This is a genomic window from Saccharibacter sp. 17.LH.SD, assembly GCF_009834805.1.
Taxonomy (GTDB): domain Bacteria; phylum Pseudomonadota; class Alphaproteobacteria; order Acetobacterales; family Acetobacteraceae; genus Saccharibacter.
Genome location: NZ_WVHO01000010.1, coordinates 237,891 through 264,726, shown reverse-complemented (window position 1 = coordinate 264,726; position 26,836 = coordinate 237,891). Strand labels below are relative to the sequence as shown.

The following is a 26,836-nucleotide window of genomic DNA, read 5'->3' as shown; positions in this document are numbered from 1 at the left end:
TTTGAGGTTTTCTTTTTGGAGGCGCCCTGCCACTCTGCGCACCTTAAAATTGTGCTCTTCTGGAGAAAAGTGTCCTTGTTGCAGCATTTTACCAATATCCTGTTTGCGTTTAGCAATGCCCTTTCGTGGTTGCCTCCTTCTGTCGTGTCCACGGTGATGCTGGCAATTGTTGGGTTGGCGGCGTTTTATTTTGGCCAAGGCGCTATCGTGGTGTTGCTTCGCATCCCAGGAACGCGGAGTGCGGCGATATTACGCAATTTTGTCAGTGCATTGCGTCGTCCTTCACGGATTATTGTGACGCTTTTAGCGTTGTTAGCGGCACTGCCTGCAGCAACGGGTTTGTCCTATGAGACAGAGCAGACCTTTCAGCGGCTTCTGTTGTTTGCCTTAATCTTAGTGGTTGGCGCTTCCATTATTATTACGTTTCGCCTCATGGCGGAGGGCTATCTTAACAGGCTGACAAAGCGCGATTATGCGGATGACATCATGGTGCGCGCTCATCAAACGCAAATTAAAGTTTTGCGGCGTTTGGGTGAGATTCTTATTGGTATCATCACCGTGGCGTCAGCGTTGATGTTGTTTCCCTCAGTTAAGCAATATGGTGTGTCGCTTTTTGCGTCTGCTGGGGCGGCCTCTTTGGTGGTTGGTTTGTCGGCGCGGGGATTGTTAACCAACCTTATTGCCGGTGTGCAAATTGCCATTACACAACCGATCCGTATGGAAGACCTGGTGATCATCAATGGCGATTGGTGTTGGGTAGAGGAAATCACAGCGACCTATGTAGTACTTCGCGTGTGGGATTGGCGTCGTCATATCGTTCCTCTGTCGTACTTTCTTGAGAATCGTTTCGAAAACTGGACGCATAATTCAGCCGCGATTACCGGGGTGGTTTATCTGTGGTTGGATTATGAAGCCCCGATGGAAGAAATTCGCGAAATGCTGCGTGAGATTGTGCGTGGATGCCCCCTTTGGGATGGTAAGGTATTTGATGCACAGATATCAGAGTGCACTCATCATGCCGTGTCTGTGCGTATTATCGCGAGTGCGCGCAGTGCGATGCAAAGCTGGGATTTGCGGTGTGATATTCGAGAAAAGGCGATTGCGCGTATTCGAGCAGAATATCCTCAGGCTTTGCCACGCACGCGTATGTCTTTTGTGGACCCTAAGACGGGAGTATCTTTTGACCCAACGCATGACGATACTTTGCTGTCTCCGCCGATTTCTCGCCCGCCAGCAGGAAGTTATATGGGGCCGGAAAGCGTGACTAATGCGGCATCCTCTCATCAATCGACGCCTTATAAATGATGTAATGAGTCATTTAAGCGGGGTATAGGATTGGCGCATTAGAGAAAGAATCTCTGTTTCACGCCCAGCATGACAGCACGAATATAAGCTTGCTGGGCTGTTTCTCCGGTGAGTTATGCGCTTCGCCGCAATTTCTACGTTTGGATAGCTGATGTCAGCATGATGATTGACGTTTCATATCTTGCTTGGGTGGAAGACCAAAGAGCTTCTTATAATCGCGACTAAAATGTGAGGGGCTTTCATACCCTGTTTGATAAGAAGCGGTTGCAGCATCAAGATGGTGATTAATCATTAAACGTCGGGCTTCATTCAAGCGAAGCCACTTTTGATATTGCAAAGGGCTTTTCCCGGTTAATTGACGGAAATGATGATGCAAGCTTGACGGGCTCATTTGTACATTTTGCGCGAGCTCAGTCATAAGAATAGGTTGCGCGTAATGTCGCTTCAGCCATTGGATAGCGTGTGCTACGCGATGCCCTGTGCTCCCTGAAGCAGCGATATTCCATAAAAGAGGTGCTACATCGCTTTTTAGTAGCCTGTAATAAATTTCTTTAAGGATTAACGGTGCCATAAAAGAAATACTTTCAGGTTCCTGTAGTAACTCTAATAATCGGAATATAGCGTCTAGAATCTTTAGATGTGTTTCACTGGTTGCTGCGCTTTTCTCAGGCAAAACATTCGAGGGAATAGAAAGATGGCTTCCCAAGTCTGTAATGATTTTTCGATCTAAATGTAACGATAAACCCAGGCAGGGTTTATCAGGATGAGCCTCAAGAACTTGTGTGCTGGCCGGAATATCAAGAGATGTCAGCAGAAAATGATGCGGGTCATAGATAAATTCTTGCTTGTTAAGCAGCATCTTCTTTTGCCCTTGCACGACGAGAATAAGGCTCGGTTCGTAAAGACACGGGCACGCAAGCGAGGATTCTGTTCTCCGAAAAATTTTAAGATCATGCAGCAGGGTTGATCGGTCATGATCCTCACCGATCAATAAGGTAATCTGGTGGGCTATTTTTTGATTTAACGGCTCACGGTCACGGGCATGACTTTCTTGTGATGATGGCATGTAAGATCCCCTGATCAATGCATAGTGATGACGTGGCCAGTTTGGAGGAATAGGCAAGAAAATAGTGGGAAATTTCTACCGTGCTCTCCTTATGATGTGAAACATTACATCCCGTTTCTCACGAAGAAAGGAGCGGTATATGGGCTATTTTCCTGACGTTGGGGCGAAAAATTGGAATGAGAGCGCTGGTCTATACGTTCATCATGTCCTGTCTCTTTGAGGCATTCATTTAATTTTTTGCACATATTTGGAAACGAATAATGAAAGTTGAACGGTCATTATCACGCGATACCACCATTCCCTGGAGTGCCGTGTTGTCTATGACGTTCTGTGTCGCGTTGTTATTAGCCTCGGAATTTATGCCTGTCAGTTTGTTGACCCCTATCGCGCAAGGCCTTGGTGTTACAGCTGGTCAAACAGGTCAAGCGATAGCCATTAGTGGTTTTTTTGCGATGATGTCGGCTCTGATCATCCCTACGCTCGCCGGGCGGGTGAACCGTAAATATGTGCTGGTAACAATGGCAGCCTGTCAGTTGCTTTCTTTGCTTGTGATGGCTGTCACACCTAATTTTTTGATCTTAATGGTGGCACGCACTTTATTGGGGGTTGCTGTAGGTGGTTTTTGGGCCTTAGCGACATCAACTATCATGCGTCTTGTTCCTGATGGGAAAGTAACGCAAGCACTTGGTGTGATGTATATGGGGCAAGCTATTGCCTCAGCTTTTGCGGCACCGCTTGGCAGTTTTCTCGGTGGCCTCATAGGATGGCGCGGTGTGTTTGAGGCCTTAGTCCCTCTCGTGATGGTTAACCTTATTTGGATGTGGATCGCCTTACCTTCTTTACCGTCAAAGGACCGTATCTTACTGCGTGATTTAGGGCAGTTATTGAAAAGAAAATATTTTCTTTTTGGAATGATTGCTATGGCACTGACCTTTGGCGGTGCTTTTACGATGTTTACGTATTTGCGCCCTTATTTAGAGCAAAAAGCCGGTCTAAATACCGATCAACTGTCTTTGATGTTTCTAGTTCTTGGTTGTGCGGGCTTTGTGGGTAGCCCGATAGGAAGTCGAATAGCCGAGAACCATGTGCTTATTTTACTCAAAATGGTTCCGGCTATTATGGGGGCTGTGACGCTTGCATTATTATGGTCAGGTTCATCAGAAATTTTGACAGCTTTCCTTTTGTTCATGTGGGGCGCCGCAAACCCTGCTTTATCCATTGGCTGGATGGGATGGATGTCTCAAAATGTAAAAGATCAACCTGAAGCGGCAGGAAGTCTTATGGTTGCGATTATCCAGGGAGCTATTTTACTTGGCTCCTATTTAGGGGGAGAACTTCTCAATAATACGGGTATTCCAGGAGCTTTTATCGGAAGTGTCGTTCTACTTCTCATGGCGTTAAGTGTTTTAGCGCAGGGAAGAAGAGTATTACTCTCATGATTGTGCCGAATATGGTTTTGGTGCGTGCTTCTTTGCTCGTTACAATAAGATTTCTTACTTGCAATCTCTTAAGCACGGCTGATTTAGGACTCTTTCAATTTAATGAATGAGTCCTAACCCCAGGAAGGTTAAAGAGATTTATGGTTGATTACGTGGCGCCATGGATGAGTAATGGCGTCCATAGAAATAGTAGGTTGCAACACCAAGGCCGCAATAGACGACCAACAAAATTAAGGGGACAGGGTTCCCCGCTATTACAGCATGAAACATGTTGAAGATAAGCGGGAAGGCCATCACACAACAAAAAATAATCCCTAAGAGTGGGACGATACCAATCCAAATGCCCCGTATGGTGATCCCGCCTAGTGGAACTTGGAAGGGGCGGGGTGCGTGGGGGGCTTGGTTGCGTTGCCATATGACGGTGAAGCATACGATGGCAAAGGCCAGAGCTGTCCCGATAGAGACAAGGTTGCTGATAATATCAATGGGCATTGTCGCCGTCATGAGGCCGACGAGTGTGCCGATAATCAGCGTGCCAATCCAAGGTGTACGGAAACGAGGATGGATATGGCTAAAGAGCGAGGGAATGAGCCCGTCCCGTCCTACCGTTAAAAGAACGCGTGTTTGACCATACATAAGGCCAAGCAAAACGGAGCATAAACCAATTGTCGCGCCCGTGTTGATGAGAAGGGCAAGCCATGGCTTGTGCATGATCTTTGTGGCGATGGCGAGGGGGTCCGCCACATTGAGCTGCTTATAGGGGACAATACCGAGGAGTACAGCGGCCACACTTATGTAAATAATGGTGCAGATGATCAGGCTACCAATGATCCCAATGGGGATGTCACGCGTTGGGTTGCGTGCTTCGGCGGAGGCTGTCGAAACAGCTTCGAACCCTGCATAAGCAAAAAACATAATTGAAGCCGCATGGAAGATGCCAGCAATCCCGTAATGAGAATTTCCTTGTGAGGGAGGAATGAAAGGGTGCCAATTTTCAGGGTGAACGAAATTGATGCCGATGACGATGAAGAGCAGCAGGACACCCACTTTTAGTCCCACAACGACGGTGTTAAAGCGGGCAGATTCTTCAATCCCGCGTACTAATAAAGCGGTTACAAAGAGAACGGCCAAAAGTCCAACAAGGTCGAGCCGCCAGTTAATCGTCAAAATAGTGTCATCGCTCCCCGGTAGGGGTTGCAGCGTAGAGCTTCTGAGAAAAGTGGGAATATGGACGCCAAAACTATCCAGTAAGGAGGTGAAATAGCCGGAGAGACCAGCAGCGACTCCCGTGCATGAAATGCCGTATTCTAAGAGGAGAAGCCATCCCACAGTCCAGGCTGCTTTTTCACCCATTGAAATATAGGCGTAGGAATAAGCCGATCCAGAGACAGGAAAGCTCGAGGCTAATTCACCATAGCACAGGGCTGTGAAGAGGCAGGCTGCGGCTGCAATGAGAAAAGAGAGAAGAACGGAAGGGCCAGCGTAATTTGCTGCGGCTGTTCCTGTCATCACATACACACCTGCGCCCACAGTAGTACCCACCCCCATGAAAAGGAGCTGTGTCGCTGTAAGGCTGCGTTTTAGTTTGTGATTTTCGTTTTCTGCAGAAACCTGAGCGAGGCTTTTACGACGTGGATTACGTGATGAAGCAGAACCGGTCATGATACCTGACAAAACCTCATAAATACCCTGTAAAGAATAGAGAAAAAGACACGCTTATTATGACGGAGGATTATTCCTAGGAGCCATAATAGAATGTTTCTTGCCGTAACCGTAATAAGTGCCAACGCCTAGCCCCACATAAATCACTAGAAGAATAAAAGGGAGCGGGTTGCCACTCATCAGGGCGTGAATCATGTTCCAGAAGAGTGGTAGCAGCATGAAGAAACAAAAGAGAATACCGAGGCCTGGGATAATTCCTATCCAGAAACCGTGTATTGTTACGCCTCCGAAGGGAACACGAAAGGGGCGTTCGGTTTCTGGATCACGGTTACGCTGCCATATGACCGTGAAGCAAACCATGGCAAAAGCCAGCGTAACGCCGATGCATAAAAGGTCTCCCACAAGGGCGATAGGGAGCGTTGCCGTCATCGTGCCCATAATGAGGCCAAGGACTAATGTTCCAAGCAATGGTGTTTTGAAACGGTCATGAATTCGGCAAAAAAATGAGGGAATCAGCTGGTCATGGCCAATTGTTAGTAGGATGCGTGATGCGGCATAGATGAGGCCGAACAAAACAGAAAAAAGACCAATGGTCGCGCCTGTGTTAATGAAGACAGCAAGCCACGGCTTGTGCATGACCTTTGTGGCAACAGCGAGAGGATCGGCCACATCAAGTTGCTGATAAGGAACGATTCCCAGAAGAACAGCGGCAACGGCGATATAGATGACAGTGCAAATGGCCAGACTACCAATAATCCCGATCGGGACATCTCGTGTGGGGTTGCGTGCCTCGGCAGAGGCGGTCGAGACAATTTCAAAACCGCCATAGGCAAAGAAAACAATTGAAGCCGCACGAAAAACACCGCTGAGGCCGTAATGAAAATTACCTTGGGATGGTGGAATAAAGGGGTGCCAATTATGCGGGTTAATGGCACCGACACCCATGATTATGAATAATGCTAACACGCCAATTTTGAGAAAGACGATGAGCGTGTTGAAGCGTGAGGATTCTTCTGTGCCACGAATGAGCAGAAGACTGACAAGAATAACAAGAATAAAGCCAACAAGGTTAAAGCTTGGATGGAGGGCAAGCGTGCCTCCACTTGGCGTAACGCGTGATTGCAATGTTGTTTGGGATAGAAAAGCCGGAACATGGATATGGATTATCTCTAAAAGAGATGTGAGATAGCCGGAGAGACCGGAGGCAACAGCCGTTCCTGCTACGCAATATTCAAGAAGCAACAACCAACCAACGGCCCAAGCCGCTTTTTCGCCCATTGAAAGATAAGCGTAGGAGTAAGCGGAGCCGGAGACCGGGAAGGTTGAGGCTAATTCGCCGTAACAAAGTGCTGTAAATAAACAGGCGAGGGCAGAAAGCAGGAACGATAATAAAATAGCTGGGCCGGCATATTCGGCAGCGGCAGTCCCTGTCATAACATAGACCCCAGCCCCCACTGTGGTACCAACCCCCATGACCAGGAGCTGTGTTGCGGTTAAACTTCGTTTGAGACCATGTCCTTTTTGCTCTTCGGACAGTTGTTTCAATGTTTTACGCCGCGCTGAAGATGGGGGGGATGGGGTGTTGGTCATGCGTTCTCCAGTGTCGTCGTATAAGCAAAGGGAAATGGTAGGATGAGGGGAATTAGAATAGAAGCCAGATTCCTGAGAAAAGTCCTGCTAAAATACAGTAAATCCCGAAAGGGGTGAGGGCATTATTGTCAGAATAGCGCAAGAAACGCAGCAGAAGCCGTGAACAGATCAAAGCGGTAATCCCCGCGACAATAGCACCGAGAATTCCTTGCTCCATCATAGAAGATGTTACGGTAACGTGGCGAAGTTGCCAGGCTTCTTTGGCTGTGGCAGCGAGAATGATGGGTTGGGCAAGGAGGAGCGAGAAGCGCGCTGCCGTAAAGGAGCTAAAGCCTCGCGTTAATCCGCCATTAATGGTGGCACCGGATCGGGACAGCCCAGGGAAGAGAGCAAGACATTGCCAGCATCCTACGATGAGAGCATCCCGAACTGTAATCTGTGATAAATGATCAACCGTTGGTCTTGTGTTATGATGACGCCGTGACGTGATGATCAGTAAGAAGCCATTGAGGATCAAAAAGCCTGAAACCATTAGAGGGTTTGCGAAAACAGAGCGTAAAAAATGTTCAAAGAGCCCTCCGATAACAATGGCGGGCAGTGTTGCGACAATGAGGCGGCCACAAAGTTGCACGGCCATGTGACGTTCTGTTTGGCCAGAAAGACCGAGTAACCCACGGATAATTTTGACCCATTCGCCCCAGAAAATCTGCGCCAAAGCGAGAAGTGTGCCGACATGTAACATGGTCAGGAAGGGGAGAAAAAATGGGCTATGTTCGTCTAAAGACCAATGCAACAGACCGGGGAGCAATACAGCGTGCCCAAGGCTACTTACAGGAAATGGTTCGGTAATACCCTGAACGATTGCGAGAATAAGAGCCTGAAAAAGAGTCATAAGATGGGCATACCTCACATTGCTCCTGTCTTTATTGTTTCTTGAGAGAGAGGAAAACTATGTTAAAAGATCTTGACCAGTTCTAGCAGGACATCTACCTCGCGAGAAGAGAGTAGAGCACGGTAGGAAGTAAGAGGTTCACGTATGCATGCTATTATAAAAGGAAGGGGCGGTGCCTTTTTGGCAAGTGCTTGTGTATTGGTCCTCTCAGCGGCTTTCATTATTTATGGTTATGCCCTGAACCATGGTCCTTTGGGGGATAGGACGGTCTTTCATGCTTCTTTTAGCTCGGCCAATGGGCTTGCTGCTGGGAGTGATGTTGATCTGGGAGGGGTCACGGTTGGTCGAGTGCGTTCTATTACGTTGAACTCCGATATTGCCGTGGCAGATGTTGCTTTTGATGTGGAAAGCCAGTTGGTCTTGCCGTCAGATACGGCCGTGTCGATTGCAGCTCCAACCGTCGGTGGTGATGATGCTCTCTTTCTTGAGCCGGGCCATAGCCGTACCCCGCTTAAACCGGGCAGTACTATTTTGAATGCGCATCCATTATTGTCGCTAGAACAGCAAATTAGTAACTATATTTTTGGTGCAGGAAATTTATAAGTCATTTTAACTCCCGCTCGGTATGTCGAGCGGGAGGAGATGCGGTGTCTCAATCATTAACGGGATATGATGCAAGAAGGCGGCGTTGTTTGATCCAAGATTGAAATAAAGAGAGCGCACCTGAACTCCGCCATCCCTTCTTTTTATTGGCTGCACCAATGAGAAAAGTCTGTCGGTAGTGGTAAAACTGGGTTTTATAGGCTTCCCAGAGGGTTGTGCGACGGTCCCATATATGGATGGCTTCTGAGCCGACACCGTTGATTTCGATAATTTCGAAGCCCTCGCCACGACGTAAGTCTTCTATCGATGTGGCTTTGACGTCAATTCGTCCGAAATGGAAATCAGGGATATCCATCATAATGTCGTTGATGCGATGTGTGAGTTCGTTTGTCACATCATAGCGACCATCGCGGAAGATGGAGCCTTTACAATGGTTCCCGGCAAAAACGAGGGAGCGTTGTTCACCTGCAGGAAGAACGACATCATCTTGGCCATTGAGCCTTGGTAGATAGAGCTGTGGAACTTGGCTCATGCGTGGGTCTTTTAAGACTAACTCACGTAAGGTCGACGTCCCATCTCCAATGATAATGGGCGCTTCTTTATAGGTGACAGAGGTTAGTTGCCCCGTTTTTTCGTTAGGATGGCGAATATAAAAAATACCCGCTTCAACGGGGTATGGAATCAGTTTTTGGATAAGAAGGGACACATCATTGGGGAAGAGTGGTAAGACTTTTTCCAAAGTTTCCCGGTCGGCAATGAGCCTTACGCCTGTGCCATTGCAGCCAATATCGGGCTTTACCACAACAGGGAAAGAAAGATTCAACTCTTCCATCGCGGCCAATGCTCGTGAGAGGGCATCTTTTCCATTACGGAAAACGCGATAAGGGGCAATGGCGGTTTGGGCGATTGGCCCGCCCATATCGAGAATGGAGCTTTTACTTTCTCCGCATAGCCCCCCCGTTTCAATACGAGGGTTCGCGGCAGTGGCAATACTGAGGTCGCGATAACGTAACCCCATGATGATCCAGTAAAGAACAATGGGGGTGTAAAAAAGGGATTCTGGCCAAAATTCAAACATGGACAGAGGGTTATGATGTTCTGGGTTTTTGTCAGTCATAGACTGGTTTAGCTCACACGTTGAAGGCGGGCGACAAAGCGGCCTATGAAAATAATGCAGAGAACGAAGCCAGCAATTCCAGCCCACCGCCATCCCCCTTGGTGGGCCAAAAGCCACTTACCAATGCGAAGAGAAAGCAGAAAAAGCAACGTAATCCAAACAAGTGTGGCGACGATGGCTGTCATGGCAAATGGGAGGAATGGCGCTTTAAAAAAGCCACAGGCTGTATAGAGTGGTAGGCGTGCCCCGGGTATAAAACGTGCAATGCCAACCACTTTAATCGTATTGCTCGAGAACCAACGCTCGGTTTGCTCATGGTTGGGGAGTGTAATAAAACGTCGCAAGAACGGCCAGCGTGCTGCGGCGAATCCCAAGGCATAGAGGCCTATATCCCCCACGACAACACCGAAATAAAGAGAGCAGAGAGCAACTGAGAAACTTACGCGGCCAGCTTGTGTCGCAACAGCGGAAAGAACGGTTGCGACATCTTCTAAAATGAAGGTCCCCACCACGATGCTAACGATCTTTAGCCAAACAGGCTGAGCGGTGAGAATAGAGCCGATATGGATCACGATAAAAGCTGGTCCCAGTAATGCGATTGAGATTTTGGCATGTCTTACGTTGAAGAGCAATCTCTCTGGTGATTGGAAAAAGAGAATGATAGTGGTTGGTCAAACGGGACAAGGTGAGATTGCGGGCCTTTTATAGAGGAGCATGGGGATGAAGCGACGATATTTTGTAGCAGGGTTGGCAGCTGGTGCTTTTATGGCTCCGCTGGGGTCGGTGTGTGCTGCACCGGGTGCACAAGGGAGCTATGCTGACTTTTGTGCGGGGATTCGGCGAGAGGCGATTGAACGGGGAATTCCAGCAGAGATCGTCGATGAGGCTTTGTCACTCACCTCCACGCCGAATGCGGATGTTTTGAAAAGAGACCGGCACCAGCCCGAATTCCACATGACATGGGCGCAGTATCGCGATCGTGTTGTGAATGCGAAACGATGCCAGCAAGGCCGAGCTATTTATCAGAATGTCAAACAAGACATGCATGGAGCCTGTCAGGAATTTGGCGCTGATCCGTCCCCTGTGATGGGTATATGGGGAATTGAATCGGGTTTTGGGGCGACGCAAGGGCGTTTCTCCGTTATCGATGCTTTGGCAACATTGGCGTATGATGGGCGGCGTTCCCGTTTTTTCCGTGATGAGCTGCTAAAAGCGCTCAAAATTTTGGCGGATGGGAATATTGCTCCAGCGCATATGTTGGGAAGCTATGCAGGCGCGATGGGGCAGGCACAATTTATGCCAAGTGCGTATCTTCGTTTCGCAGCGGACGGGGACCATGACGGGCGTAAAGATATATGGAATTCGCAGATCGATATTTTCGCCTCCATTGCAAACTATCTTGGCCGGTCTGGATGGCAAACTGGTGAGAGTTGGGGTGAGGAGGTAGTGATCCCGCTGGGAAGTGGAGGACGTTTTTCATCGCTTGCCGCACAAAAATCAAAAAATGCGCCGAAGAGAACCGTTGGGGAATGGAGTGCATTAGGCGTTAGCAGAAGGGATGGGCAGGCTTTTGACGATGCTCAAAGAAAGGCGAAGTTATTGCAGCCTGATGGCCCTGGCGGCCAAGTCTTTTTAGTGTATGATAATTTCCGGGCTATTCGGGCTTACAACCCGTCCGATTATTATGCTCTTGCCGTCGGGCTTTTGGGCGATGCGATTACGCGTGATTCTGCCTAGAAGCCCACTGAAGATGTATCGGGGCTGTGTAAGTAGCCATTAATGATCGTAAGCTGGCTTTTAGGAGCCAGCGAGACAACAGCGCGGGGATCGGCGTGCGAACAAGACGTTCTGTTATCGGGGGAATAGCTGGAATTACGGCTGTTTCGGCACTGTCAGGGTGGCAGTTAGGGGAGTCCGCATTAGCGGCTTCACGTGCAAAGGCACATGGGCATGGAAAGGGTGGAAGTCCGGCTACACCAGCAGGGAACACACCGCCAGAAACAACAGGGGGGATGGCCTCCACCCTTGTTGGGCCTTTTGCGACGTCAGCACGCTGGGCGTATATTCTTAATAGTACGACGGGCACCGTCTTGCTGGAGAAAGACGCTGACAACCAAATGCCACCATCATCCCTCACAAAGATGATGACGGCTTATGTCGTTTTCAGTTTTTTGGCAGCAAAACGCATCCAACTGGATCAAACATTCCCTGTTAGTGACAAAGCATGGCGGATGCAGGGGTCCAAAATGTTCGTGCCACTGGGGGGTAATGTCTCTGTGCGCGAGCTGATTCAGGGGATGCTTATCCAGTCTGGTAATGATGCGTGCATTGTGTTGGCAGAAGGGATTGCTGGCTCAGAGGAGCGCTTTGTTGCTTTAATGAATCAAGCTGCTGGGCGTTTAAAGCTGAGGGGATCACATTTCGCTAACGTCACAGGGTGGCCAGATGCCAATCATTATATGACAGCGCGTGATGTTGGGACGATTGCGGATCATCTCATTCATGATTTCCCACAATATTATCATTTCTTTGGTGAGAAAGATTTTACCTATAATCACATTCACCAAGGCAACCGGAACGTCCTGGTGGATAAAGGATTGGCTGATGGCTTGAAGACCGGCCATACGGATGCTGGCGGGTTTGGCCTTTGTGCCAGCTCAGAGCGCAATGGCAGCCGTGTGATTGTCGTGATTAACGGTACAGCGTCCAGCAATGAGCGTGCTCATGAAGGGGAGCGCTTGATGTCATGGGCGTTTGCCAATTTTGAGACTACCGCTTTGCTGCGTCGAGGGCAGGTGATTGAAAAAGACGCACCGGTCTGGATGGGCGCGCAGAAGAGTGTTCCTCTCTTAGTGGAAAGAGATGTCGTGATGACCCTTCCGATTGGGTGGCAGTCGCGTGTTCGCATCAATGTTGATTATGCCGCGCCATTATCCGCCCCTGTGTTAGTGGGGAAAGAATATGGACGTGTAACGATTATGTTGGCGGATAAAGAGCTCTATGCACAGCCGCTCTATGCGGCCCAGCCCGTTGGACAGCTTGGGTTGTTTGATCGGGCAATGAGACGGATAAGTAATAAGTAATGGTTCGTCACGTTAAAGGCGGTTTGTTTATCACCTTAGAAGGTGGTGAAGGTGGTGGGAAATCAACGCAGTCGCGTCTTTTAGCTGAGGCTTTAAGGCATGACGGGTTGAAGGTACGCTTAACGCGTGAACCCGGTGGAACACCAGGTGCAGAAGCGTTGCGTCAGCAATTGCTTTTCGGGAAAGAGGAATTTTCCTGGAAAGCTGAAATTCTGCTGCATATGACGGCGCGCTGTGATCATTTTGACCAAAATATATCTCCGGCTCTTGAGGCCGGGGAAATAGTGATTTGTGATCGCTTTCATGATTCCACATGGGCGTATCAAGGGTATGGGATCGGCCATGGTGCTCTTGAACGTCTAACGTTTATTACGTCTTTACGTGAGCTCTTGCATTACGAGCCAGAAGCTACTTTTTGGTTGGATGTCTCCCTTGAGACGGCCTATCGGCGTCTTGCCCAACGCGGGGGAAAGTTGGACCGGTATGAAGGGCTTGATGATGCGTTTCATCGGCGTGTGCGAGAGGGATTCGAGCATATTTACCAGCATGATGATGGCAAGCGTATTCAGCGTATTGATGCAGAAGCAGCCCCTGATGAGGTATTTACAGAGCTTTATGAAAGCGTATGGGCACTATTGCGGAAGAAAGGCGTATGACTCTGCCTGAACCCCATCAGGCACCGGTTATTTATGGACATCAAAAGGAAGAGGCGGCTTTTGTTGAAGCATGGCGCGCTGGGCGCCTTCACCATGCGTGGTTAATTAGCGGTCCTGCAGGGATTGGTAAGGCGACATTAGCGTATCGTTTAGCGCGTATTGTTCTTAAGGGTGATGTTTTATCAAGCGCGACGGGGAGACGCATTAGTGCGGGAACGCACGGGGATTTGTTGGTGATTGCACGCCAGCATGACCCGAAAAAAGGGCGCCTGCGTGGGGAAATTACGGTTTCTGATGTTCAGCCGGTGCACCATCTGCTCCATCACACAGCCACGGAAGGGGGATGGCGTGTGGTGATTGTAGATGGCGCGGAATTTCTCAATCGTTTTGCTGCGAATGCGTTGTTAAAGCTCCTGGAAGAACCCCCGCAACAAACGCTTTTTCTGCTGACAACGGCGGCTCCTGGGGCGCTTCTCCCCACGCTTCGGAGCCGATGCCGTGCGATGGCTTTATCGCCTCTGACAGAAGAAGAGATGCATCAGCTTTTACCTGATCTCCCAGAAGAGGCTTTAAAAAATGCCCAAGGGTCCCCGGGGCGCGCTCTTTTTTTAGCGCAAGATCATCATGGCCGCATTGAATCGCTTGTCCGGCAAGTTCTCGACGGGCGAGAGCTTGATGAAGATCTATGGCATTCGCTGCATCAAATAGCGCGTGAGACGGCGGGTTTTGCGTTGTTCTGTGATCGATTAAGCAATGGCTTTGTGCAAAAAGCGAAAGATGAAGCCTCTCAAGGGCATGTGGCGCGAGCGGCTTTTTTTGCGGAAAAAACAGCCTCGCTAGAGACATTGCGCCGACAGACCGAATCATTCAGTCTGGACAAGGAACAGGCAATGCGGCAGGCATTAGCCCTTGCCTCTGTCTGAGAGGTGTTTACATTCCCAACTGTGACATAGAGATATAGGAAGAAACATGACGCGGCGCTTTACCATCACAACCCCCATTTTCTATGTGAATGGCGCACCGCATATCGGTCATGCCTATACATCCATTGCGTGTGACGTGTTGGCGCGTTTCCATCGCTTGATGGGCGAGGATGTCTTGTTTGTAACAGGTACGGACGAGCATGGGCAGAAAGTCGAACAAAGCGCTCTGGCACAGAATGTCCCTCCACAAGAATTTGCGGATCGTGTTTCAGCGCAGTTTCGTCAGATGCAACAGGATATGGATGTATCGGCGGATGACTTTGTGCGGACGACAGAAGAGCGTCACAAAAAATCTGCTCAAGCGCTTTGGAAAAAAGTGGCTGATAATGGCTTCATTTACCTAGGGGCTTATGAAGGGTGGTATTCAACGCGTGATGAGGCGTTCATCGGTGAAGATGAAGTCACAACGCATGAAGATGGCCGTAAAACAGCGCCTTCTGGGGCTCCGGTAGAGTGGGTGCGGGAGCCTTCTTACTTTTTTAAACTCTCTGAATTCCAAGACCGTCTTTTAAAATTATATCAAGAGAATCCTGATTTTATTGGTCCGGCTGGTCCAAAGCGGGAGATCGAAAGTTTCGTACGCCAAGGGCTGCGAGATTTATCTATTAGCCGCACAAGCTTCCGGTGGGGGATTGAGGTTCCAGGGGATGCGGACCATGTAATGTATGTGTGGTTTGACGCGTTGGCCAATTATCTGACGGCAGCTGGTTATCCCGACCTAACGGGAGAAAAGGGGCGTTACTGGCCAGCGGATGTGCATGTGGTGGGGAAGGAGATTATCCGCTTTCACTGCATCTATTGGCCAGCATTCCTGATGGCGGCTGGCTTGCCGCTTCCTTCTAAAGTCTTTGCCCATGGATGGTGGACGGTTGAAGGGGAGAAGATGAGCAAATCTTTGGGGAATGTTCTTGACCCCAAAGCGTTGTCCGATGAATTTGGGTTGGATCAGCTTCGCTTTTTCCTCATGCGCGAGGTGCCATTCGGCGGGGATTCAAACTTTAGCCGTCGCTCCATGATTACGCGTATGAATGTTGAGCTGGCGAATGATCTGGGCAATTTGGCCCAACGGACGCTCAGCCAGATCGCTAAAAATCTGGATGGTGTGCTGCCAGAGCGTGGTGCAGAAACAGATGATGATCAGGTTATTTTAAAACAGGCGGCAGATTTACCGGGGCTTGTCAAAGCGCATATTGAGCGACTGGCGATTAGCGATGCGTTGGAAGAGGTGTGGAAGCTGATCCGTGCGGCCAATGCCTATATTGATCGCCAAGCTCCTTGGGCGTTGAAGAAAACGGATAAAGCACGCATGGCGGATGTTTTGCGGGTGTTGGTGGATGTTATTCGCGTTATCGCGACCTTGCTTCAGCCTTATATGCCGCAAAGTATCAGCCGCATGCTGGATCAGCTGGGTGTGGAAGAAAATGAACGCACGTTAGAGGCGTTGAACACACTTCTCCCCGGTGGCCGTATCTTGCCAAAGCCGCAAGGAGTGTTCCCACGTTTTGTGGAGGAATAGAATGAGTGGGTTGATCGACACACATTGTCATCTTGACCTTTTGGATGACCTTGAAGCCGCGCTGGAGACAGCGCGTCAGGCTGAGGTTGTGGGGATGGTGACCATCGGTACACGGTGGTCACGCAAACAGGATCAATTGGGGCTGTTGCAGCATAGCTCCCCCGAATTGCGTATTTGGTGCGCGATTGGGACACATCCGGACCATGCACATGAGGAGCGCCTTCCTGAGCTTGATGAGATGGAACAAGCGTTGAGTGCTCCAGGGGTTGTGGCTGTAGGCGAAGCTGGGCTGGACTATTTCCATGGCACAGAAGAGGTGCGGCCTGCACAGCATGCGACATTCCGGCGCCATATTGAGGCAGCGCGCGTAACCGGGTTGCCATTGGTGATCCATGCTCGTCAAGCGGATGATGATGTGGCGGCGATTTTACGTGATGAGCATGCTAAGGGAGCGTTCCCTTTCTTGCTTCATTGCTTTGCCGCTGGTCCGGCTTTAGCGCAAACAGCGCTGGAGCTTGGGGGCTATATTAGTTTTTCAGGGCTACTGACTTTCCCGAAATGTGAGGAAATACGTGCTGTGGCGCGTGATGTTCCAGAAGAGCGTCTCTTGGTGGAAACGGATAGTCCTTATCTGGCGCCAGTGCCTAAGCGTGGAAAGCCGAATACGCCGGGTTATGTCGCGCATACAGCGGCTCGCCTTGCAGAAGTGCGCGGCATGGAGAATGAGCGTTTAAGGGCCGTGACGACTGAGAACGCTTACCGTCTTTTTTCGCGAGCACGACCATGAAAGTGACCATTCTCGGCTGTGGTGGGTCTCCAGGTGTTCCCATGATTGGGGGCGCTGAAGGCGAGGGGGCTCTTACGGGGATTTGGGGAGACTGTGATCCTCAGAACCCTAAAAATAGACGGACACGTTCGTCTATTATTTTAGAGCAAGATGGCTTCCGTCTTTTGGTGGATAGTGGGCCTGATTTCCGGCGGCAAATGCTGAGTTGTGGCTTAAACCATGTGGATGGTGTTCTCTACACCCATGCTCATAGTGACCATATAGCCGGGGTGGATGAGCTACGGGCGGTGAATCGTGTGATTGAACGACCACTTCCCCTCAAAGCGACGGCTGAGGTGCTATCAGAGCTGAAAGCGCGTTTTGATTACGCCTTTCGCCCGTGGGAAGGGGGAGAGTTTTACCGACCCGCTTTTGAGGTTGAGGCGATCGCACCTGATGGTCCCATTGTGTTCGGCCCTTTAAAGGGGGAGGTCTTTCCACAGCATCATGGGCGTGTAATGAGCTTGGGGATGCGTTTTGGCTCAGTCGCTTATTGCACGGACGTGAAGCATTTCCCTGAAGGGGTGTTGGATCGCCTTAAGGGGTTGGATCTGTGGATAGTTGGCTGCCTGCAATATCATGAGCACCCAGCCCATGCATGGCTTGAACGTGTACTCGAATGGCGAGAAATTATCCGTCCGAAACGCACGATCCTCACTCATATGGGCCCAGACATGGATTACGCAACATTACGCAAAACCCTACCAGAAGGGGTGGAACCGGCGTGGGATGGGATGGTTTTGGAGGTGTAGCCCTTTTCTTGAAGGAAGGTTTATGTTTTCGAAGATGATCGAGGTCGTTTTTAACGTTTTGAACTTGAAAACAGATCTGTCAGCTGTTTGAGCTTACCATGGTTGGTTTCAAGTGCGTTGCTTAGATATTTCATATGGCGGCGATAACTTTCTGGAACGATAATATTAGTTCGGTGTCCAAATCTTGTGACAGCCTCTTGGCGATCGTGACTTTGCTACCGTGAGCTATGTGGTGAGTTATATAACTACAGTCTGTGATCATTTCCCGGACCATAAATGATCATTCTAAATTTTGAGGATGTAGCACATCTTTTAGAATCTTAAGTAAATCCTATTCTTAAAAATTGGATGAGTATCTTGATATCCCGATTTCTCTGGGAGGATATGTTTCATCTAATTGATATTCATCTCAAATTTTATATGTATTTTTCAAATAGATATGCCTCGTTTTTGGCGTCAGCATATTCTTTAAAATTCAGGTAGAATAGGAGTTGTAACGTTACACAACACTCTTCCTTATTCTTTAGTTATTCCAATAATTTTCAAAAATTATACGATAATAAATCGGAGGTAATGAGGAGAAACAAATTGACTATCTGAGTTAGCAATCGTAAAAGGCTTATATGAAATCAATATGGAGTTATTCCTCATGTCTCGGTCCATCACAATCAAAAAAGAGACATTTTCTAGACTACAATCTCACGCGGAACCTCTTGTAGATACAATAGAAAGTGTAATTAATAAGATATTGGATGCGTATGAAGTTAATAATAATGAAAATAGTAACAAAGAAATTAGAGATAATATTTTAACGTTAAATCCATTTATAGCTCCTGATTTAACTCATTCAAAAGTTATATATGCTGAAATAAATGGAAAACCTCTTGATAAAAAAAATTCTAATTGGAATGGAATTTTAAATATTCTAGCTGAGAGTGTTGCTAAAGATGCAGGAAACGATACAGATAAGCTACATCAGAACTTATCCGTTAGATTTGTAAAAGGCTTAAAGACAGATGAAGGGTTTAGGTACCTGCAAAAAGTAGGCATCTCAGTTCAGGGGCAGGATGCAAATGGTTCTTGGAGAGCAATAGCTCACGCTATTCAGGCTCTAGGATATTCTCTTATTTTGAGAATAACGTGGCGTGATCGTGAGGGCGCATTCTATCCTGGGAAAACAGGAGAGTTTTGTATTTCTTCTAGGTAGGGTTTCCCTTTAGTGCGTATTAAACAGAGAATTTCTTTAATGTTACAAAGCTCCAGTAGCTAAAACGGAACTTTGGCGATTTAAAAATAAAAAATATGAGGAAGGTTGTTTCCCTTAGACAAGGACAAAAACTAATCAAAGTAAATCTACGCATCTATCTCGGTGGCCTACTCCTTTCGGTGGGTAATGGTGAATCGATTTAGGATTTCTATTACGAAGAGATAGGTTTTTTATTTGAAAGACAAGATTGTTAGCCAATTAAATATTATATCTCTGAAACATTCTTGTTACTTAGCGGGGAAACTAACCATCTTTTGCGATGCCATTCTAGTGACGCTCGCGACTTTTTAGACGTGCGGGCTTATTTCTTAGCCACGTAACGATAGCTGGAGCGCATCGTCGGTCAGGGAGGACCGTGCTCTAATAAGATGCTTATAAGCTCGGGTTCGCGTCAGAACTCATAGAAAGGCCGTGAAAGATGGCAAGAAAATTCAGACATGTCATGCCCGCCGATGGTGTTTTGCCGATTTTAAATAACGAAGAATCATCAGAGAAAGAATCTGAATACTCCAGGTATAGCATATGCTGTTCCTGCACAGCTTTTTCTTTTCCTAGACAAGGGTATCGACAATATTATGGAGGATTGTTTGGGAAGGGTGTGCCCCCTTTGGCGGTCAAGGGGGCAGGTGGTGTTATTCAGACGGATAATAACGCGGGTAGGTGATGTCTTTATTTGGGCCGGGAGGAGTAGGCGCGCCTTTGCGTCCACAGGCTGTGAGACCGAAGAAGGAGACGCAGAGGGCGAGGAGAACCAGTGCCCTGAGACGCCGGGGAATGTGAAAATTCATCATAAAAAATCTCTCCATTAGGCGGCTAAGGTTGCCAGCCATTTTTCAGCCTGGGCTTTGACATTGCTTGGTGCTGTGCCGCCTTCACTGGTGCGTGAGGCAAGAGAAGCCTCGACTGTTAGGACATCATACACAGAGTTATTGATGCCCGGTTCAACGCTTTTCATCTCTTCTAGGGAGAGATCAGCGAGGTCACAGCCTTTCTTTTCGGCCATACCCACAAGGCGTCCGGTCACATGGTGTGCTGTGCGGAAAGGAAGACGCAGTTCTCGCACCAACCAATCCGCAAGGTCTGTCGCGGTAGAGAAGCCTGCACCAGCGAGCTCACGCATACGCTCTTTATTGGGTTTAAGGTCGCGAATCATCCCTTCCATCGCGGCGAGAGAAAGGGTGATGGCTGTTGTGGCATCAAAAACGGGCTCTTTATCTTCTTGTGTGTCTTTGGCGTAGGCAAGGGGAAGACCCTTCATCACGGTGAGCAGACCGACGAGATCTCCTGTGATGCGGCCAACCTTTGCGCGGACCAATTCAGCCGCATCTGGGTTGCGTTTTTGCGGCATAATGGAAGAGCCGGTCGTAAACGCATCAGAGAGATGAACAAAGTTAAATGCTGCCGATGCCCATTGCACAATCTCTTCAGATAAACGCGAGAGGTGCATGGCTTCAATGGAGAGAACAGAGAGATATTCAAGCGCGAAGTCACGGTCTGACACGGCGTCGAGTGAATTGGCCGTGGGGCGGTCAAAGCCCAATTCTTTCGCCGTCATTGTGCGATCAATCGGGAAGGAGGTCCCTGCGAGTGCTGCTGAACCAAGGGGAGATTCATTGAGGCGAGTGCGGGCATCACGCAGGCGTGAGACGTCACGTGCTAGCATTTCCACATAGGCCAAGAGATGATGGCCAAATGTGACAGGTTGTGCCACTTGGAGATGCGTAAAGCCAGGCATCGGTACGTCATGATACTGCAAGGCTTGGCGTGCTAAAGTGGCCATGAGGGCGTGTGTTTGGCCAATAATCCCGTCAATCGAATCCCGCACCCAGAGGCGGAAGTCAGTGGCGATTTGGTCATTGCGTGAGCGTGCTGTGTGGAGGCGCTTTCCGGCTTCGCCAATCCGCTCAGACAGGCGGGATTCAATATTCATATGAATATCTTCGAGGTCAGCAGAGAAAGGGAAACGGCCTTCCTCAATTTCTTTGCCGATCTCAGCAAGCCCACGGCGGATATCGTTTTCTTCTTCCTGTGTTAGCAGGCCAACCTTGCGAAGCATGGCTGCGTGTGCCAGTGATCCTTTAATGTCCTGACGCCATAGGATGCGGTCAAAACCGATGGACGCATTGATTTCACTCATGATAGCGGCAGGGCCGCTGGCAAAGCGTCCGCCCCATTGGGGGTTAGCGCTCTCATGCGTATGGCTTTCAGGTGGTGTATTTCCGTTCATAAATTGAGTCATGGTGGCCATTATGTTGAGTTTTTGGAAGAAGATCGATCGCCGTTTCTTCACTTACAGCGTAGCAATTCTAGCGGCAGGGAGCGTGCTATACAATTCTGCGCAGGCTGAAGAGCTCCAGAAACTTCAAGAATTAGAGGTGCAGGCGCCTCTTTCTGCACCTTTTACGCTCTCTTTAATGGGAGAGAACCAAGCAAAAGAAACATTACCTCTTAAAGCAGGGCAGCCTTATCTTTTGCACCTTTGGGCGACATGGTGTGTGCCATGCCGTGAGGAACTCCCTCAATTGGCGGCTTTCCTTAAAGCCCATCCAGACCTGCCCATTGTGCCGGTAGCCATGGATAGCGGGACGCCTGAGCGTGTCAGAGCGTTTGTGCAACAACGTCTTCATCTCGAGGCGTTCCCTGTATGGACAGCGGATAAGCACCAAGTTCATCAAGCTTTAGCGCGTTTATCAGAGCCTGGTTTACCTATGACTTTATTAGTTGATGCGCAGGGGCGTATTCGCGCTGTGTCTGATGGGGGTGTCGCCTGGAACGCACCAGATGCTACGCAAACAGTGACGCATTTATTGAAAGAGGCGCAGTGATGGCGGCATCTCTTTTAGGTCAGGCAGACCCTGTGCCGTACCGCTATTGGCCGGCAAAAAAGGAGAGCCCTTTTTTGCTTGTCAGTGATCATGCGGGGCGTGAAACACCCGAACAGCTCGGTTTTATGGGGATCCCATCGCATGAGTGGGAACGCCATATTGCTTACGATATTGGCATCAAAAAGGTGGGGCATCACCTGCGTGACTGTTTGGGGTGTGCCTTGATTGAGCAGGTTTATTCACGATTGGTGATTGATAGCAATCGTGCTCCTGGTCATGCGACGTCCATCCCTGCCGTGAGTGATGCGACGCCTATCCCTGCTAATGAGGGGTTAACGGCCGAACAGCGGCGCAGGAGGGAAGAAGAAATTCTCCACCCCTATCATGATAAGATTGAAGAGCTGGTGAAGGAGCGTGCAGGCCAGGAGATGCTTTTCGTCTCATTGCACAGTTTTACGCCGGCGATGGCTGATGGAAGCCCGCGCCCGTGGCAAATTGGTTTGCTGCATGATCATGATAAGGAAACGGCTCATCTCATGCGGTCGCTTTTATTGGAGGATGACCCATCATTACATGTTGGGGATAACGAGCCTTACATATTGAATAGAGCGAATGAATATACCGTGCCGTATCATGCAGCGTCTCGTCATTTGCCTGCGTTAGAAATTGAGATTCGCCAAGATTTGATTACGGATGAGACTGGACAGCGCGAATGGGGTGAGCGTTTAGCGCGCCTTTTGCCACGTCTCTGGGTCGCGAAAAGGGGGTAGTGTGATGGTGAATGGGAAAACCCAACTCGCTGGGGTGATGGGCTGGCCCGTTAGCCACTCGCGCTCACCTTTGATGCATAATTATTGGTGTCAGGAACATCATGTTAATGGTGTTTATGTGCCGTTACCCGTTGCTCCCAACATGGTGGAAACGGCTCTTCGGGGGCTGGCGGCGGCTGGGTTCCGAGGGGTTAATGTAACCATTCCGCATAAAGAGGTCGTATATCGCGCTTGTGATGAGCTGACGGCTATGGCGCAGCGCGCTGGAGCGGTGAATACGGTGCGTTTTGAGCAGGGAAAGATTATTGGGGATTGCACGGATGGCACAGGCTTTTGTGATAACCTCCAGGCTCATCATATTCCGTTAAAAGGGTGTGTTCTTATTCTCGGGGCTGGTGGGGCAGCCCGCGCGATTGCGGCGGCGTTGCTTGACCGTGGTTGCTCAGTTCTTATCACCAACCGTTCTGAAGAGCGGGCACGTGCTTTAGTGGAGGCTTTAGGGGAAGGCGAGGTGGTGCCGTGGGATGAATGGCCGCGTCGTTTAAAAGATGTTCAGCTCTTAGTGAATGCGACATCATTAGGCATGGGGGGTGTCCCTGGGTTAGAGTGGTTTGAAGCCTTGGCGAATGGGCATGATGGATTGGCCGTTGCGGATATTGTTTATACACCTCGCCAAACGCCTCTGATCAAAGCGGCGCGTCAGCGTGGATGGCAGACAGTGGATGGGCTTGGCATGTTGATCTATCAAGCGCGGGCAGGGTTCCACCAATGGTTTGGGGTTATGCCTGAGATCACAGAGGCTGTTTTTAATCTTCTCGTGCGTGATCTCAACTTAGAGGCGGCGGAGTAAGGGATGTATATCCTTGGCCTGACCGGTGGTATGGCAGCGGGGAAAAGCACCGTTTCAAAGCTTTTCCGCCGGGCAGGTGTCCCCGTCTTTGATGCTGATGCCTGTGTGCGTGACCTGCAAAAACCGCACGGGAAAGCCATTCCAGAAATTGAGCGCGCTTTCCCAGAAGCGGTGAAAGAAGGAGTGTTGCAGCGTGAGAAATTGCGCGCCATCATCGCACAAAAAGAAGGCGCATTGGCCCAGTTAGAAGCCATTATTCATCCCTTGGTCAGGCAAGAGAGAAAAGCCTTTCTCCAAAAATGCCGGCATTATGGGGTGCATTTATGCGTGTTGGATATTCCTCTTTTGATGGAAACAGGGGCTGATAAAGAATGTGACCTTGTGCTGGTCGTGCAGGCCCCTTTGTCTGTTCGCTTGGCCCGTATTCGGAAGCGCTTTCGTCGAGATGGGAAGATGAGTGAGGCAGAGGCGCGTCGTTTGATCGCGCGTCAAATGTCAGACCAAGAGCGGCGACGGCGGGCGGATATTGTGTTACAAACAGGGCTGTCCCGAGGGCATTTGGCACGCCAAGTGCATGCTTTGGTTCATCGGCTGGAAACAGAAAGAGCGCAGTGAGTAGCGTAGTATGACACGGTCTATTCTTTTTGATACGGAAACAACAGGGCTTGATCCTGACCAAGGTGACCGCATTATTGAAATCGCAGCGCTTGAATTGGTGAATGATCTGCGGACGGGCAGTCATTACCATGTCTTGATTAATCCAGAGCGGGATATTCCGCCAGAAGCGACACGTGTGCATGGTTTTACGCTTGATGATCTGCGCGATAAGCCCATTTTTGCTGACATTGCCGATGATTTTTTAGAATTTATTGGCGATAGCCGTATGATCGCTCACAATGCACCGTTTGACTTTAAGTTCGTCAATGCTGAGCTGAAGAAATGTGGCCGCCCTGTTTTGGATTATGCAAGCCGAGCTGTTGATACAGTTATCATGGCGCGCAAGAAATATCCGGGGATGCCGGCCAGTTTGGATGCGCTGTGCCGCCGTTTTGGGATCGACCTTTCAGAACGTGGAACGCATAACGCGTTGCTTGACTGTCGCTTGTTATCCGATGTGTATGTTGAGCTGATTGGTGGGCGGCAGCGTGGGTTAGGGCTTTCAGGGCCGTCACAATCAGAAGGAGGAGAGGCGGGGGCACGCCAACGGCGCCGTGTGACGGGACGGACACCACGCCCTATGGCGATGCCTGATGAAGGGACACTGGCGCGGCATCGGGCCTTCCTTGACGGGATCAGTAATCCTCTCTGGCAGCGTGAAAAATGAAAATTCTCTTTATTACGGCGCATCGTTTGGGTGATGCCGTAATATCAACAGCTGTCCTCAATCTGTTACAAGAACGCTATCCGCGTGCTGTTTTTACCATTGTGTGTGGACCTGCGGTTGAAAGTCTTTTTACGGCGGTTCCGCGTTGTGAACGCGTGATATCACTTACGAAGAAACGTCATAATCGGCATTGGCTCTCTCTTTGGCGGCAGTCTGTCGGCAAATGTTGGTTTATGGTGGTAGATCTCCGGTCATCTGTGGTGAGTTGGGGTTTATGGGCGCGCCATCGTATTATCGTACGTGGAGGGCGGCGGCCGGGATTAAAGATTGCACAACACGCACGCGCTCTTCGTTGCGAGACCCCGCTCATGCCGCGCTTATGGCTCCGTCCTGAAGAGAAACATGCAGCTCAGCAATTGCTGCAGTCTTCTCAACTGTTGCTAGCGTTGGCACCGACGGCAGGGACACCCACCAAATCATGGCCTGCACGGTCTTTTGTGCAGTTGGCGCAACGCTTCATGGCAGAAGGATTTCGTCCTGTTATTTTCTACGGTCCTGGAGAGGTTGAGAAGCATTATGCGTCTCCCATTGTGCAGGCATTGCCAGAGGCCTTGGATATGGGGGGAAACCGCCCTTTAGGGGAAGTCGCCTGTTTGTTGCAGCGTTGTCAGATTTTCGTCGGGAGTGATTCCGGTTTGATGCATTTATCAGCGGCGGCTGGGGTGCCTACATTGGGCTTGTTTGGCCCAAGTTTTGTCTCACAATATGCGCCATCAGGTCCTTATACCCAAACGCTTTGTGCTCCGGGGCCAGAAGGCCAAGGTCGTATGGAGGCGTTGAGCGTGGATGAGGTTTTTAAGGCGGCGCAGTCTTTACATCATATGAGTACACACCGAGAGGAGAGAAAGCATGCATTATGATCTGATTATACGAAATGGGGTTTGTGTCTTCCCGTGGGGAGAAGCCCAGACAGATATTGGGGTGAAGGATCATCACATTGCGTCACTCTCTGTTGCGGCCTCGGATGAAGCTGACCGTGTGATTGATGCGACGGGGCTGCATGTTTTACCAGGGTTGATTGATGCTCATGTGCATTTGCGGGATCCTGGTAAGCCAGAAGTGGAAACGTTAGAGACCGGAACGCGGGCTGCTGCGCTGGGTGGTATTGCGACGGTGTTTGATATGCCCAATACAAACCCGGCCGTTACCTCCGTTGATATGCTGAAATGGAAGCGGGACCATATTGCACAAACCGCTCATATTGATGTAGGGATGTATGTTGGTGCCACGCGTGACAACACGCCAGCATTAAAGGAACTAGAGACGCAGCTTGGTGTCTGTGCTGTGAAAGTATTTGCTGGTTCTTCAACCGGGAATTTGATGATTGAAGATGATGCAGGGATTGAGGCTGTCTTACGCTCAGGGCATCGTCGTGTGGCCTTTCATTCCGAGGATGAATATCGCCTGCAAGAGCGTAAGAAATTGTTCCATAAAGGCCAACCTTACGCCAATCATGCTGAGTGGCGTGATGTTGAATGTGCTTTTTTAGGGACAAGGCGCATTATTGCTCTAGCTCGTAAGACAGGGCGTCCTGTTCATATTTTGCATGTCTCAACCGCTGAAGAGCTTGTTTACCTTTCAGAAAACCGGGACGTGTCCACGGTTGAGGTGTTGGTTAATCATCTCACGCAAGTAGGGCCAGAATGCTATGAGCGTTTGGGGGGCATGGCGGTTATGAACCCTCCTTTACGTAATGAGCGACGCCATTATGAGGAAAGCTGGGCTGCTATTCGCGATGGCCGCGTAGATGTTGTGTCCTCTGACCACGCTCCACATCCCTTAGAGGATAAAAACAAGCCTTGGATGGAATGTTCGGCTGGTTTGACGGGTGTGCAGACAATTGTTCCTGTGATGCTGGATCATGTTAATGCAGGGCGCTTGAGCTTATCGCGCTTCGTGGACCTCATGGCTGCAGGGCCAGCACGTGTCTATGGTGTGCCGACAAAAGGCCGTCTTGCTGTTGGGTTTGATGCCGATTTTACGCTCGTTGATATGAAGAAACGCCGGACGATCACCAAAGAGTGGATTGCATCACCTGTTGGGCATACACCTTTCGATGGGGTAGAGGTCACAGGGTGGCCGGTGAGCACCATCGTGCGTGGGCATGTGGTCATGCAGGATGATACGATTATCTCATCGCAGAAAGGAAAGATTGTTTCTTTCCAGCCTTAATATACGCAAGGACGGAAATACTTCTTTATTAAGTAAAAAAATGCGCATCAGAGAGAGTGTTGGTGGTTTATTGGCTCT

General features: G+C 49.5%; 26 protein-coding genes. 18 read left to right on the top strand and 8 right to left on the bottom strand.

Annotated features, from left to right (window positions below; genetic code table 11):
* Positions 1-75: 75 nt before the first annotated feature.
* Positions 76-1,305, top strand: a complete 1,230-nt coding sequence (locus tag GS501_RS05810; RefSeq protein WP_160830925.1) for a mechanosensitive ion channel family protein — start codon at positions 76-78, stop codon at positions 1,303-1,305.
* A 154-nt stretch (positions 1,306-1,459) separates the two neighbouring features.
* Here GS501_RS05810 and GS501_RS05805 read toward each other — a convergent pair whose 3' ends face one another.
* Complete coding sequence (locus GS501_RS05805) at positions 1,460-2,371, bottom strand: AraC family transcriptional regulator (protein ID WP_160830924.1); 912 nt, start codon at positions 2,369-2,371, stop codon at positions 1,460-1,462.
* Positions 2,372-2,631: 260 nt separating this feature from the next.
* Here GS501_RS05805 and GS501_RS05800 point away from each other — a divergent pair, with 260 nt between their 5' ends.
* Positions 2,632-3,810 (top strand): MFS transporter, encoded by a 1,179-nt coding sequence (locus GS501_RS05800; RefSeq protein WP_160830923.1) that lies wholly within the window; start codon positions 2,632-2,634, stop codon positions 3,808-3,810.
* A 138-nt stretch (positions 3,811-3,948) separates the two neighbouring features.
* Here GS501_RS05800 and GS501_RS05795 read toward each other — a convergent pair whose 3' ends face one another.
* Genes GS501_RS05795 through GS501_RS05785 form a run of 3 tightly spaced genes read right to left on the bottom strand, consistent with a single transcriptional unit; the run spans position 3,949 to position 7,954 of the window.
* Positions 3,949-5,472, bottom strand: a complete 1,524-nt coding sequence (locus GS501_RS05795) for an amino acid permease (protein ID WP_160830922.1) — start codon at positions 5,470-5,472, stop codon at positions 3,949-3,951.
* Positions 5,473-5,529: 57 nt separating this feature from the next.
* Positions 5,530-7,062 carry an APC family permease gene (locus tag GS501_RS05790; RefSeq protein WP_160830921.1) on the bottom strand — a complete coding sequence of 511 codons (1,533 nt, stop codon included), beginning with the start codon at positions 7,060-7,062 and terminating at the stop codon, positions 5,530-5,532.
* A gap of 52 nt (positions 7,063-7,114) precedes the next feature.
* Positions 7,115-7,954 (bottom strand): undecaprenyl-diphosphate phosphatase, encoded by an 840-nt coding sequence (locus GS501_RS05785; protein WP_160830920.1) that lies wholly within the window; start codon positions 7,952-7,954, stop codon positions 7,115-7,117.
* A gap of 144 nt (positions 7,955-8,098) precedes the next feature.
* Here GS501_RS05785 and GS501_RS05780 point away from each other — a divergent pair, with 144 nt between their 5' ends.
* Positions 8,099-8,557: an MlaD family protein gene (locus GS501_RS05780; protein WP_160830919.1), complete on the top strand. Its 459-nt coding sequence runs from the start codon at positions 8,099-8,101 to the stop codon at positions 8,555-8,557.
* A 49-nt stretch (positions 8,558-8,606) separates the two neighbouring features.
* On the opposite strand, the gene GS501_RS05775 is transcribed toward GS501_RS05780, so the two are convergent.
* Both GS501_RS05775 and GS501_RS05770 read right to left on the bottom strand, forming a co-directional pair.
* Positions 8,607-9,674: an ATP-grasp domain-containing protein gene (locus GS501_RS05775; RefSeq protein WP_160830918.1), complete on the bottom strand. Its 1,068-nt coding sequence runs from the start codon at positions 9,672-9,674 to the stop codon at positions 8,607-8,609.
* Between the two features lie 8 nt (positions 9,675-9,682).
* Positions 9,683-10,246 (bottom strand): VTT domain-containing protein, encoded by a 564-nt coding sequence (locus GS501_RS05770; protein ID WP_160830917.1) that lies wholly within the window; start codon positions 10,244-10,246, stop codon positions 9,683-9,685.
* 148 nt (positions 10,247-10,394) lie between these two features.
* Here GS501_RS05770 and GS501_RS05765 point away from each other — a divergent pair, with 148 nt between their 5' ends.
* From GS501_RS05765 to GS501_RS05730, 8 genes are all read left to right on the top strand, one after another.
* Complete coding sequence (locus tag GS501_RS05765; RefSeq protein ID WP_160830916.1) at positions 10,395-11,411, top strand: lytic transglycosylase domain-containing protein; 1,017 nt, start codon at positions 10,395-10,397, stop codon at positions 11,409-11,411.
* A gap of 95 nt (positions 11,412-11,506) precedes the next feature.
* Positions 11,507-12,757 carry a D-alanyl-D-alanine carboxypeptidase family protein gene (locus tag GS501_RS05760; protein WP_160830915.1) on the top strand — a complete coding sequence of 417 codons (1,251 nt, stop codon included), beginning with the start codon at positions 11,507-11,509 and terminating at the stop codon, positions 12,755-12,757.
* A complete protein-coding gene (tmk, locus tag GS501_RS05755) occupies positions 12,757-13,413 on the top strand; it encodes a dTMP kinase (protein WP_160830914.1) in 657 nt (218 codons plus the stop codon). The genes GS501_RS05760 and tmk overlap by 1 nt, the downstream gene beginning before the upstream one ends.
* Positions 13,410-14,336: a DNA polymerase III subunit delta' gene (locus tag GS501_RS05750; RefSeq protein ID WP_160830913.1), complete on the top strand. Its 927-nt coding sequence runs from the start codon at positions 13,410-13,412 to the stop codon at positions 14,334-14,336. The genes tmk and GS501_RS05750 overlap by 4 nt, the downstream gene beginning before the upstream one ends.
* 46 nt (positions 14,337-14,382) lie before the next feature.
* On the top strand, positions 14,383-15,912 hold the full coding sequence (gene metG / locus GS501_RS05745; protein ID WP_160830912.1) for a methionine--tRNA ligase: 1,530 nt from the start codon (positions 14,383-14,385) through the stop codon (positions 15,910-15,912).
* Between the two features lies 1 nt (position 15,913).
* Positions 15,914-16,699: a TatD family hydrolase gene (locus GS501_RS05740; RefSeq protein WP_160830911.1), complete on the top strand. Its 786-nt coding sequence runs from the start codon at positions 15,914-15,916 to the stop codon at positions 16,697-16,699.
* On the top strand, positions 16,696-17,490 hold the full coding sequence (locus GS501_RS05735) for an MBL fold metallo-hydrolase (RefSeq protein WP_160830910.1): 795 nt from the start codon (positions 16,696-16,698) through the stop codon (positions 17,488-17,490). The genes GS501_RS05740 and GS501_RS05735 overlap by 4 nt, the downstream gene beginning before the upstream one ends.
* Positions 17,491-18,139: 649 nt before the next feature.
* The gene (locus GS501_RS05730) at positions 18,140-18,697 is read left to right on the top strand and encodes a T4SS efffector SepA family protein (protein WP_160830909.1); all 558 of its coding nucleotides are present in this window, start codon (positions 18,140-18,142) and stop codon (positions 18,695-18,697) included.
* A gap of 692 nt (positions 18,698-19,389) precedes the next feature.
* Here the strand turns inward: GS501_RS05730 and lptM are convergent.
* Together lptM and argH are read right to left on the bottom strand one after the other, a co-directional pair.
* Positions 19,390-19,548 carry an LPS translocon maturation chaperone LptM gene (lptM, locus tag GS501_RS09865; protein ID WP_202405346.1) on the bottom strand — a complete coding sequence of 53 codons (159 nt, stop codon included), beginning with the start codon at positions 19,546-19,548 and terminating at the stop codon, positions 19,390-19,392.
* A 14-nt stretch (positions 19,549-19,562) separates the two neighbouring features.
* Entirely contained in the window at positions 19,563-20,996 is a 1,434-nt protein-coding gene (argH, locus tag GS501_RS05725; protein WP_160831104.1) for an argininosuccinate lyase, read from the bottom strand.
* A 10-nt stretch (positions 20,997-21,006) separates the two neighbouring features.
* On the opposite strand from argH, the gene GS501_RS05720 reads away from it, so the two are divergent.
* The 7 genes from GS501_RS05720 to GS501_RS05690 are packed head-to-tail and all read left to right on the top strand — an operon-like array spanning position 21,007 to position 26,758.
* On the top strand, positions 21,007-21,582 hold the full coding sequence (locus tag GS501_RS05720) for a TlpA family protein disulfide reductase (RefSeq protein ID WP_160830908.1): 576 nt from the start codon (positions 21,007-21,009) through the stop codon (positions 21,580-21,582).
* On the top strand, positions 21,582-22,352 hold the full coding sequence (locus GS501_RS05715) for an N-formylglutamate amidohydrolase (RefSeq protein ID WP_160830907.1): 771 nt from the start codon (positions 21,582-21,584) through the stop codon (positions 22,350-22,352). Before GS501_RS05720 ends, GS501_RS05715 begins: the two co-directional genes overlap by 1 nt.
* Positions 22,353-22,356: 4 nt before the next feature.
* On the top strand, positions 22,357-23,202 hold the full coding sequence (locus GS501_RS05710) for a shikimate dehydrogenase (protein ID WP_160830906.1): 846 nt from the start codon (positions 22,357-22,359) through the stop codon (positions 23,200-23,202).
* A 3-nt stretch (positions 23,203-23,205) separates the two neighbouring features.
* Positions 23,206-23,817, top strand: a complete 612-nt coding sequence (gene coaE / locus GS501_RS05705; protein ID WP_160830905.1) for a dephospho-CoA kinase — start codon at positions 23,206-23,208, stop codon at positions 23,815-23,817.
* Positions 23,818-23,827: 10 nt separating this feature from the next.
* A complete protein-coding gene (gene dnaQ, locus GS501_RS05700) occupies positions 23,828-24,526 on the top strand; it encodes a DNA polymerase III subunit epsilon (protein WP_160830904.1) in 699 nt (232 codons plus the stop codon).
* Positions 24,523-25,446: a glycosyltransferase family 9 protein gene (locus GS501_RS05695; protein WP_160830903.1), complete on the top strand. Its 924-nt coding sequence runs from the start codon at positions 24,523-24,525 to the stop codon at positions 25,444-25,446. Before dnaQ ends, GS501_RS05695 begins: the two co-directional genes overlap by 4 nt.
* Positions 25,436-26,758 carry a dihydroorotase gene (locus GS501_RS05690; RefSeq protein ID WP_160830902.1) on the top strand — a complete coding sequence of 441 codons (1,323 nt, stop codon included), beginning with the start codon at positions 25,436-25,438 and terminating at the stop codon, positions 26,756-26,758. Before GS501_RS05695 ends, GS501_RS05690 begins: the two co-directional genes overlap by 11 nt.
* The last annotated feature ends 78 nt before the right edge of the window (positions 26,759-26,836 follow it).

Excerpts from the sequence above, each read along its gene's own strand:
- GS501_RS05795 (WP_160830922.1), bottom strand. The coding sequence starts at position 5,472 with ATGACCGGTTCTGCTTCATCACGTAATCCACGTCGTAAAAGCCTCGCT.
- lptM (WP_202405346.1), bottom strand. The coding sequence starts at position 19,548 with ATGATGAATTTTCACATTCCCCGGCGTCTCAGGGCACTGGTTCTCCTC.
- GS501_RS05750 (WP_160830913.1), top strand. The coding sequence starts at position 13,410 with ATGACTCTGCCTGAACCCCATCAGGCACCGGTTATTTATGGACATCAA.
- GS501_RS05690 (WP_160830902.1), top strand. The coding sequence starts at position 25,436 with ATGCATTATGATCTGATTATACGAAATGGGGTTTGTGTCTTCCCGTGG.
- GS501_RS05800 (WP_160830923.1), top strand. The coding sequence starts at position 2,632 with ATGAAAGTTGAACGGTCATTATCACGCGATACCACCATTCCCTGGAGT.
- GS501_RS05765 (WP_160830916.1), top strand. The coding sequence starts at position 10,395 with ATGAAGCGACGATATTTTGTAGCAGGGTTGGCAGCTGGTGCTTTTATG.
- GS501_RS05740 (WP_160830911.1), top strand. The coding sequence starts at position 15,914 with ATGAGTGGGTTGATCGACACACATTGTCATCTTGACCTTTTGGATGAC.
- GS501_RS05710 (WP_160830906.1), top strand. The coding sequence starts at position 22,357 with ATGGTGAATGGGAAAACCCAACTCGCTGGGGTGATGGGCTGGCCCGTT.
- GS501_RS05780 (WP_160830919.1), top strand. The coding sequence starts at position 8,099 with ATGCATGCTATTATAAAAGGAAGGGGCGGTGCCTTTTTGGCAAGTGCT.
- GS501_RS05785 (WP_160830920.1), bottom strand. The coding sequence starts at position 7,954 with ATGACTCTTTTTCAGGCTCTTATTCTCGCAATCGTTCAGGGTATTACC.
- GS501_RS05735 (WP_160830910.1), top strand. The coding sequence starts at position 16,696 with ATGAAAGTGACCATTCTCGGCTGTGGTGGGTCTCCAGGTGTTCCCATG.
- GS501_RS05775 (WP_160830918.1), bottom strand. The coding sequence starts at position 9,674 with ATGACTGACAAAAACCCAGAACATCATAACCCTCTGTCCATGTTTGAA.
- metG (WP_160830912.1), top strand. The coding sequence starts at position 14,383 with ATGACGCGGCGCTTTACCATCACAACCCCCATTTTCTATGTGAATGGC.
- GS501_RS05715 (WP_160830907.1), top strand. The coding sequence starts at position 21,582 with ATGGCGGCATCTCTTTTAGGTCAGGCAGACCCTGTGCCGTACCGCTAT.
- GS501_RS05730 (WP_160830909.1), top strand. The coding sequence starts at position 18,140 with ATGTCTCGGTCCATCACAATCAAAAAAGAGACATTTTCTAGACTACAA.
- tmk (WP_160830914.1), top strand. The coding sequence starts at position 12,757 with ATGGTTCGTCACGTTAAAGGCGGTTTGTTTATCACCTTAGAAGGTGGT.
- coaE (WP_160830905.1), top strand. The coding sequence starts at position 23,206 with ATGTATATCCTTGGCCTGACCGGTGGTATGGCAGCGGGGAAAAGCACC.
- GS501_RS05695 (WP_160830903.1), top strand. The coding sequence starts at position 24,523 with ATGAAAATTCTCTTTATTACGGCGCATCGTTTGGGTGATGCCGTAATA.
- GS501_RS05805 (WP_160830924.1), bottom strand. The coding sequence starts at position 2,371 with ATGCCATCATCACAAGAAAGTCATGCCCGTGACCGTGAGCCGTTAAAT.
- GS501_RS05720 (WP_160830908.1), top strand. The coding sequence starts at position 21,007 with ATGTTGAGTTTTTGGAAGAAGATCGATCGCCGTTTCTTCACTTACAGC.
- argH (WP_160831104.1), bottom strand. The coding sequence starts at position 20,996 with ATGACTCAATTTATGAACGGAAATACACCACCTGAAAGCCATACGCAT.
- dnaQ (WP_160830904.1), top strand. The coding sequence starts at position 23,828 with ATGACACGGTCTATTCTTTTTGATACGGAAACAACAGGGCTTGATCCT.
- GS501_RS05790 (WP_160830921.1), bottom strand. The coding sequence starts at position 7,062 with ATGACCAACACCCCATCCCCCCCATCTTCAGCGCGGCGTAAAACATTG.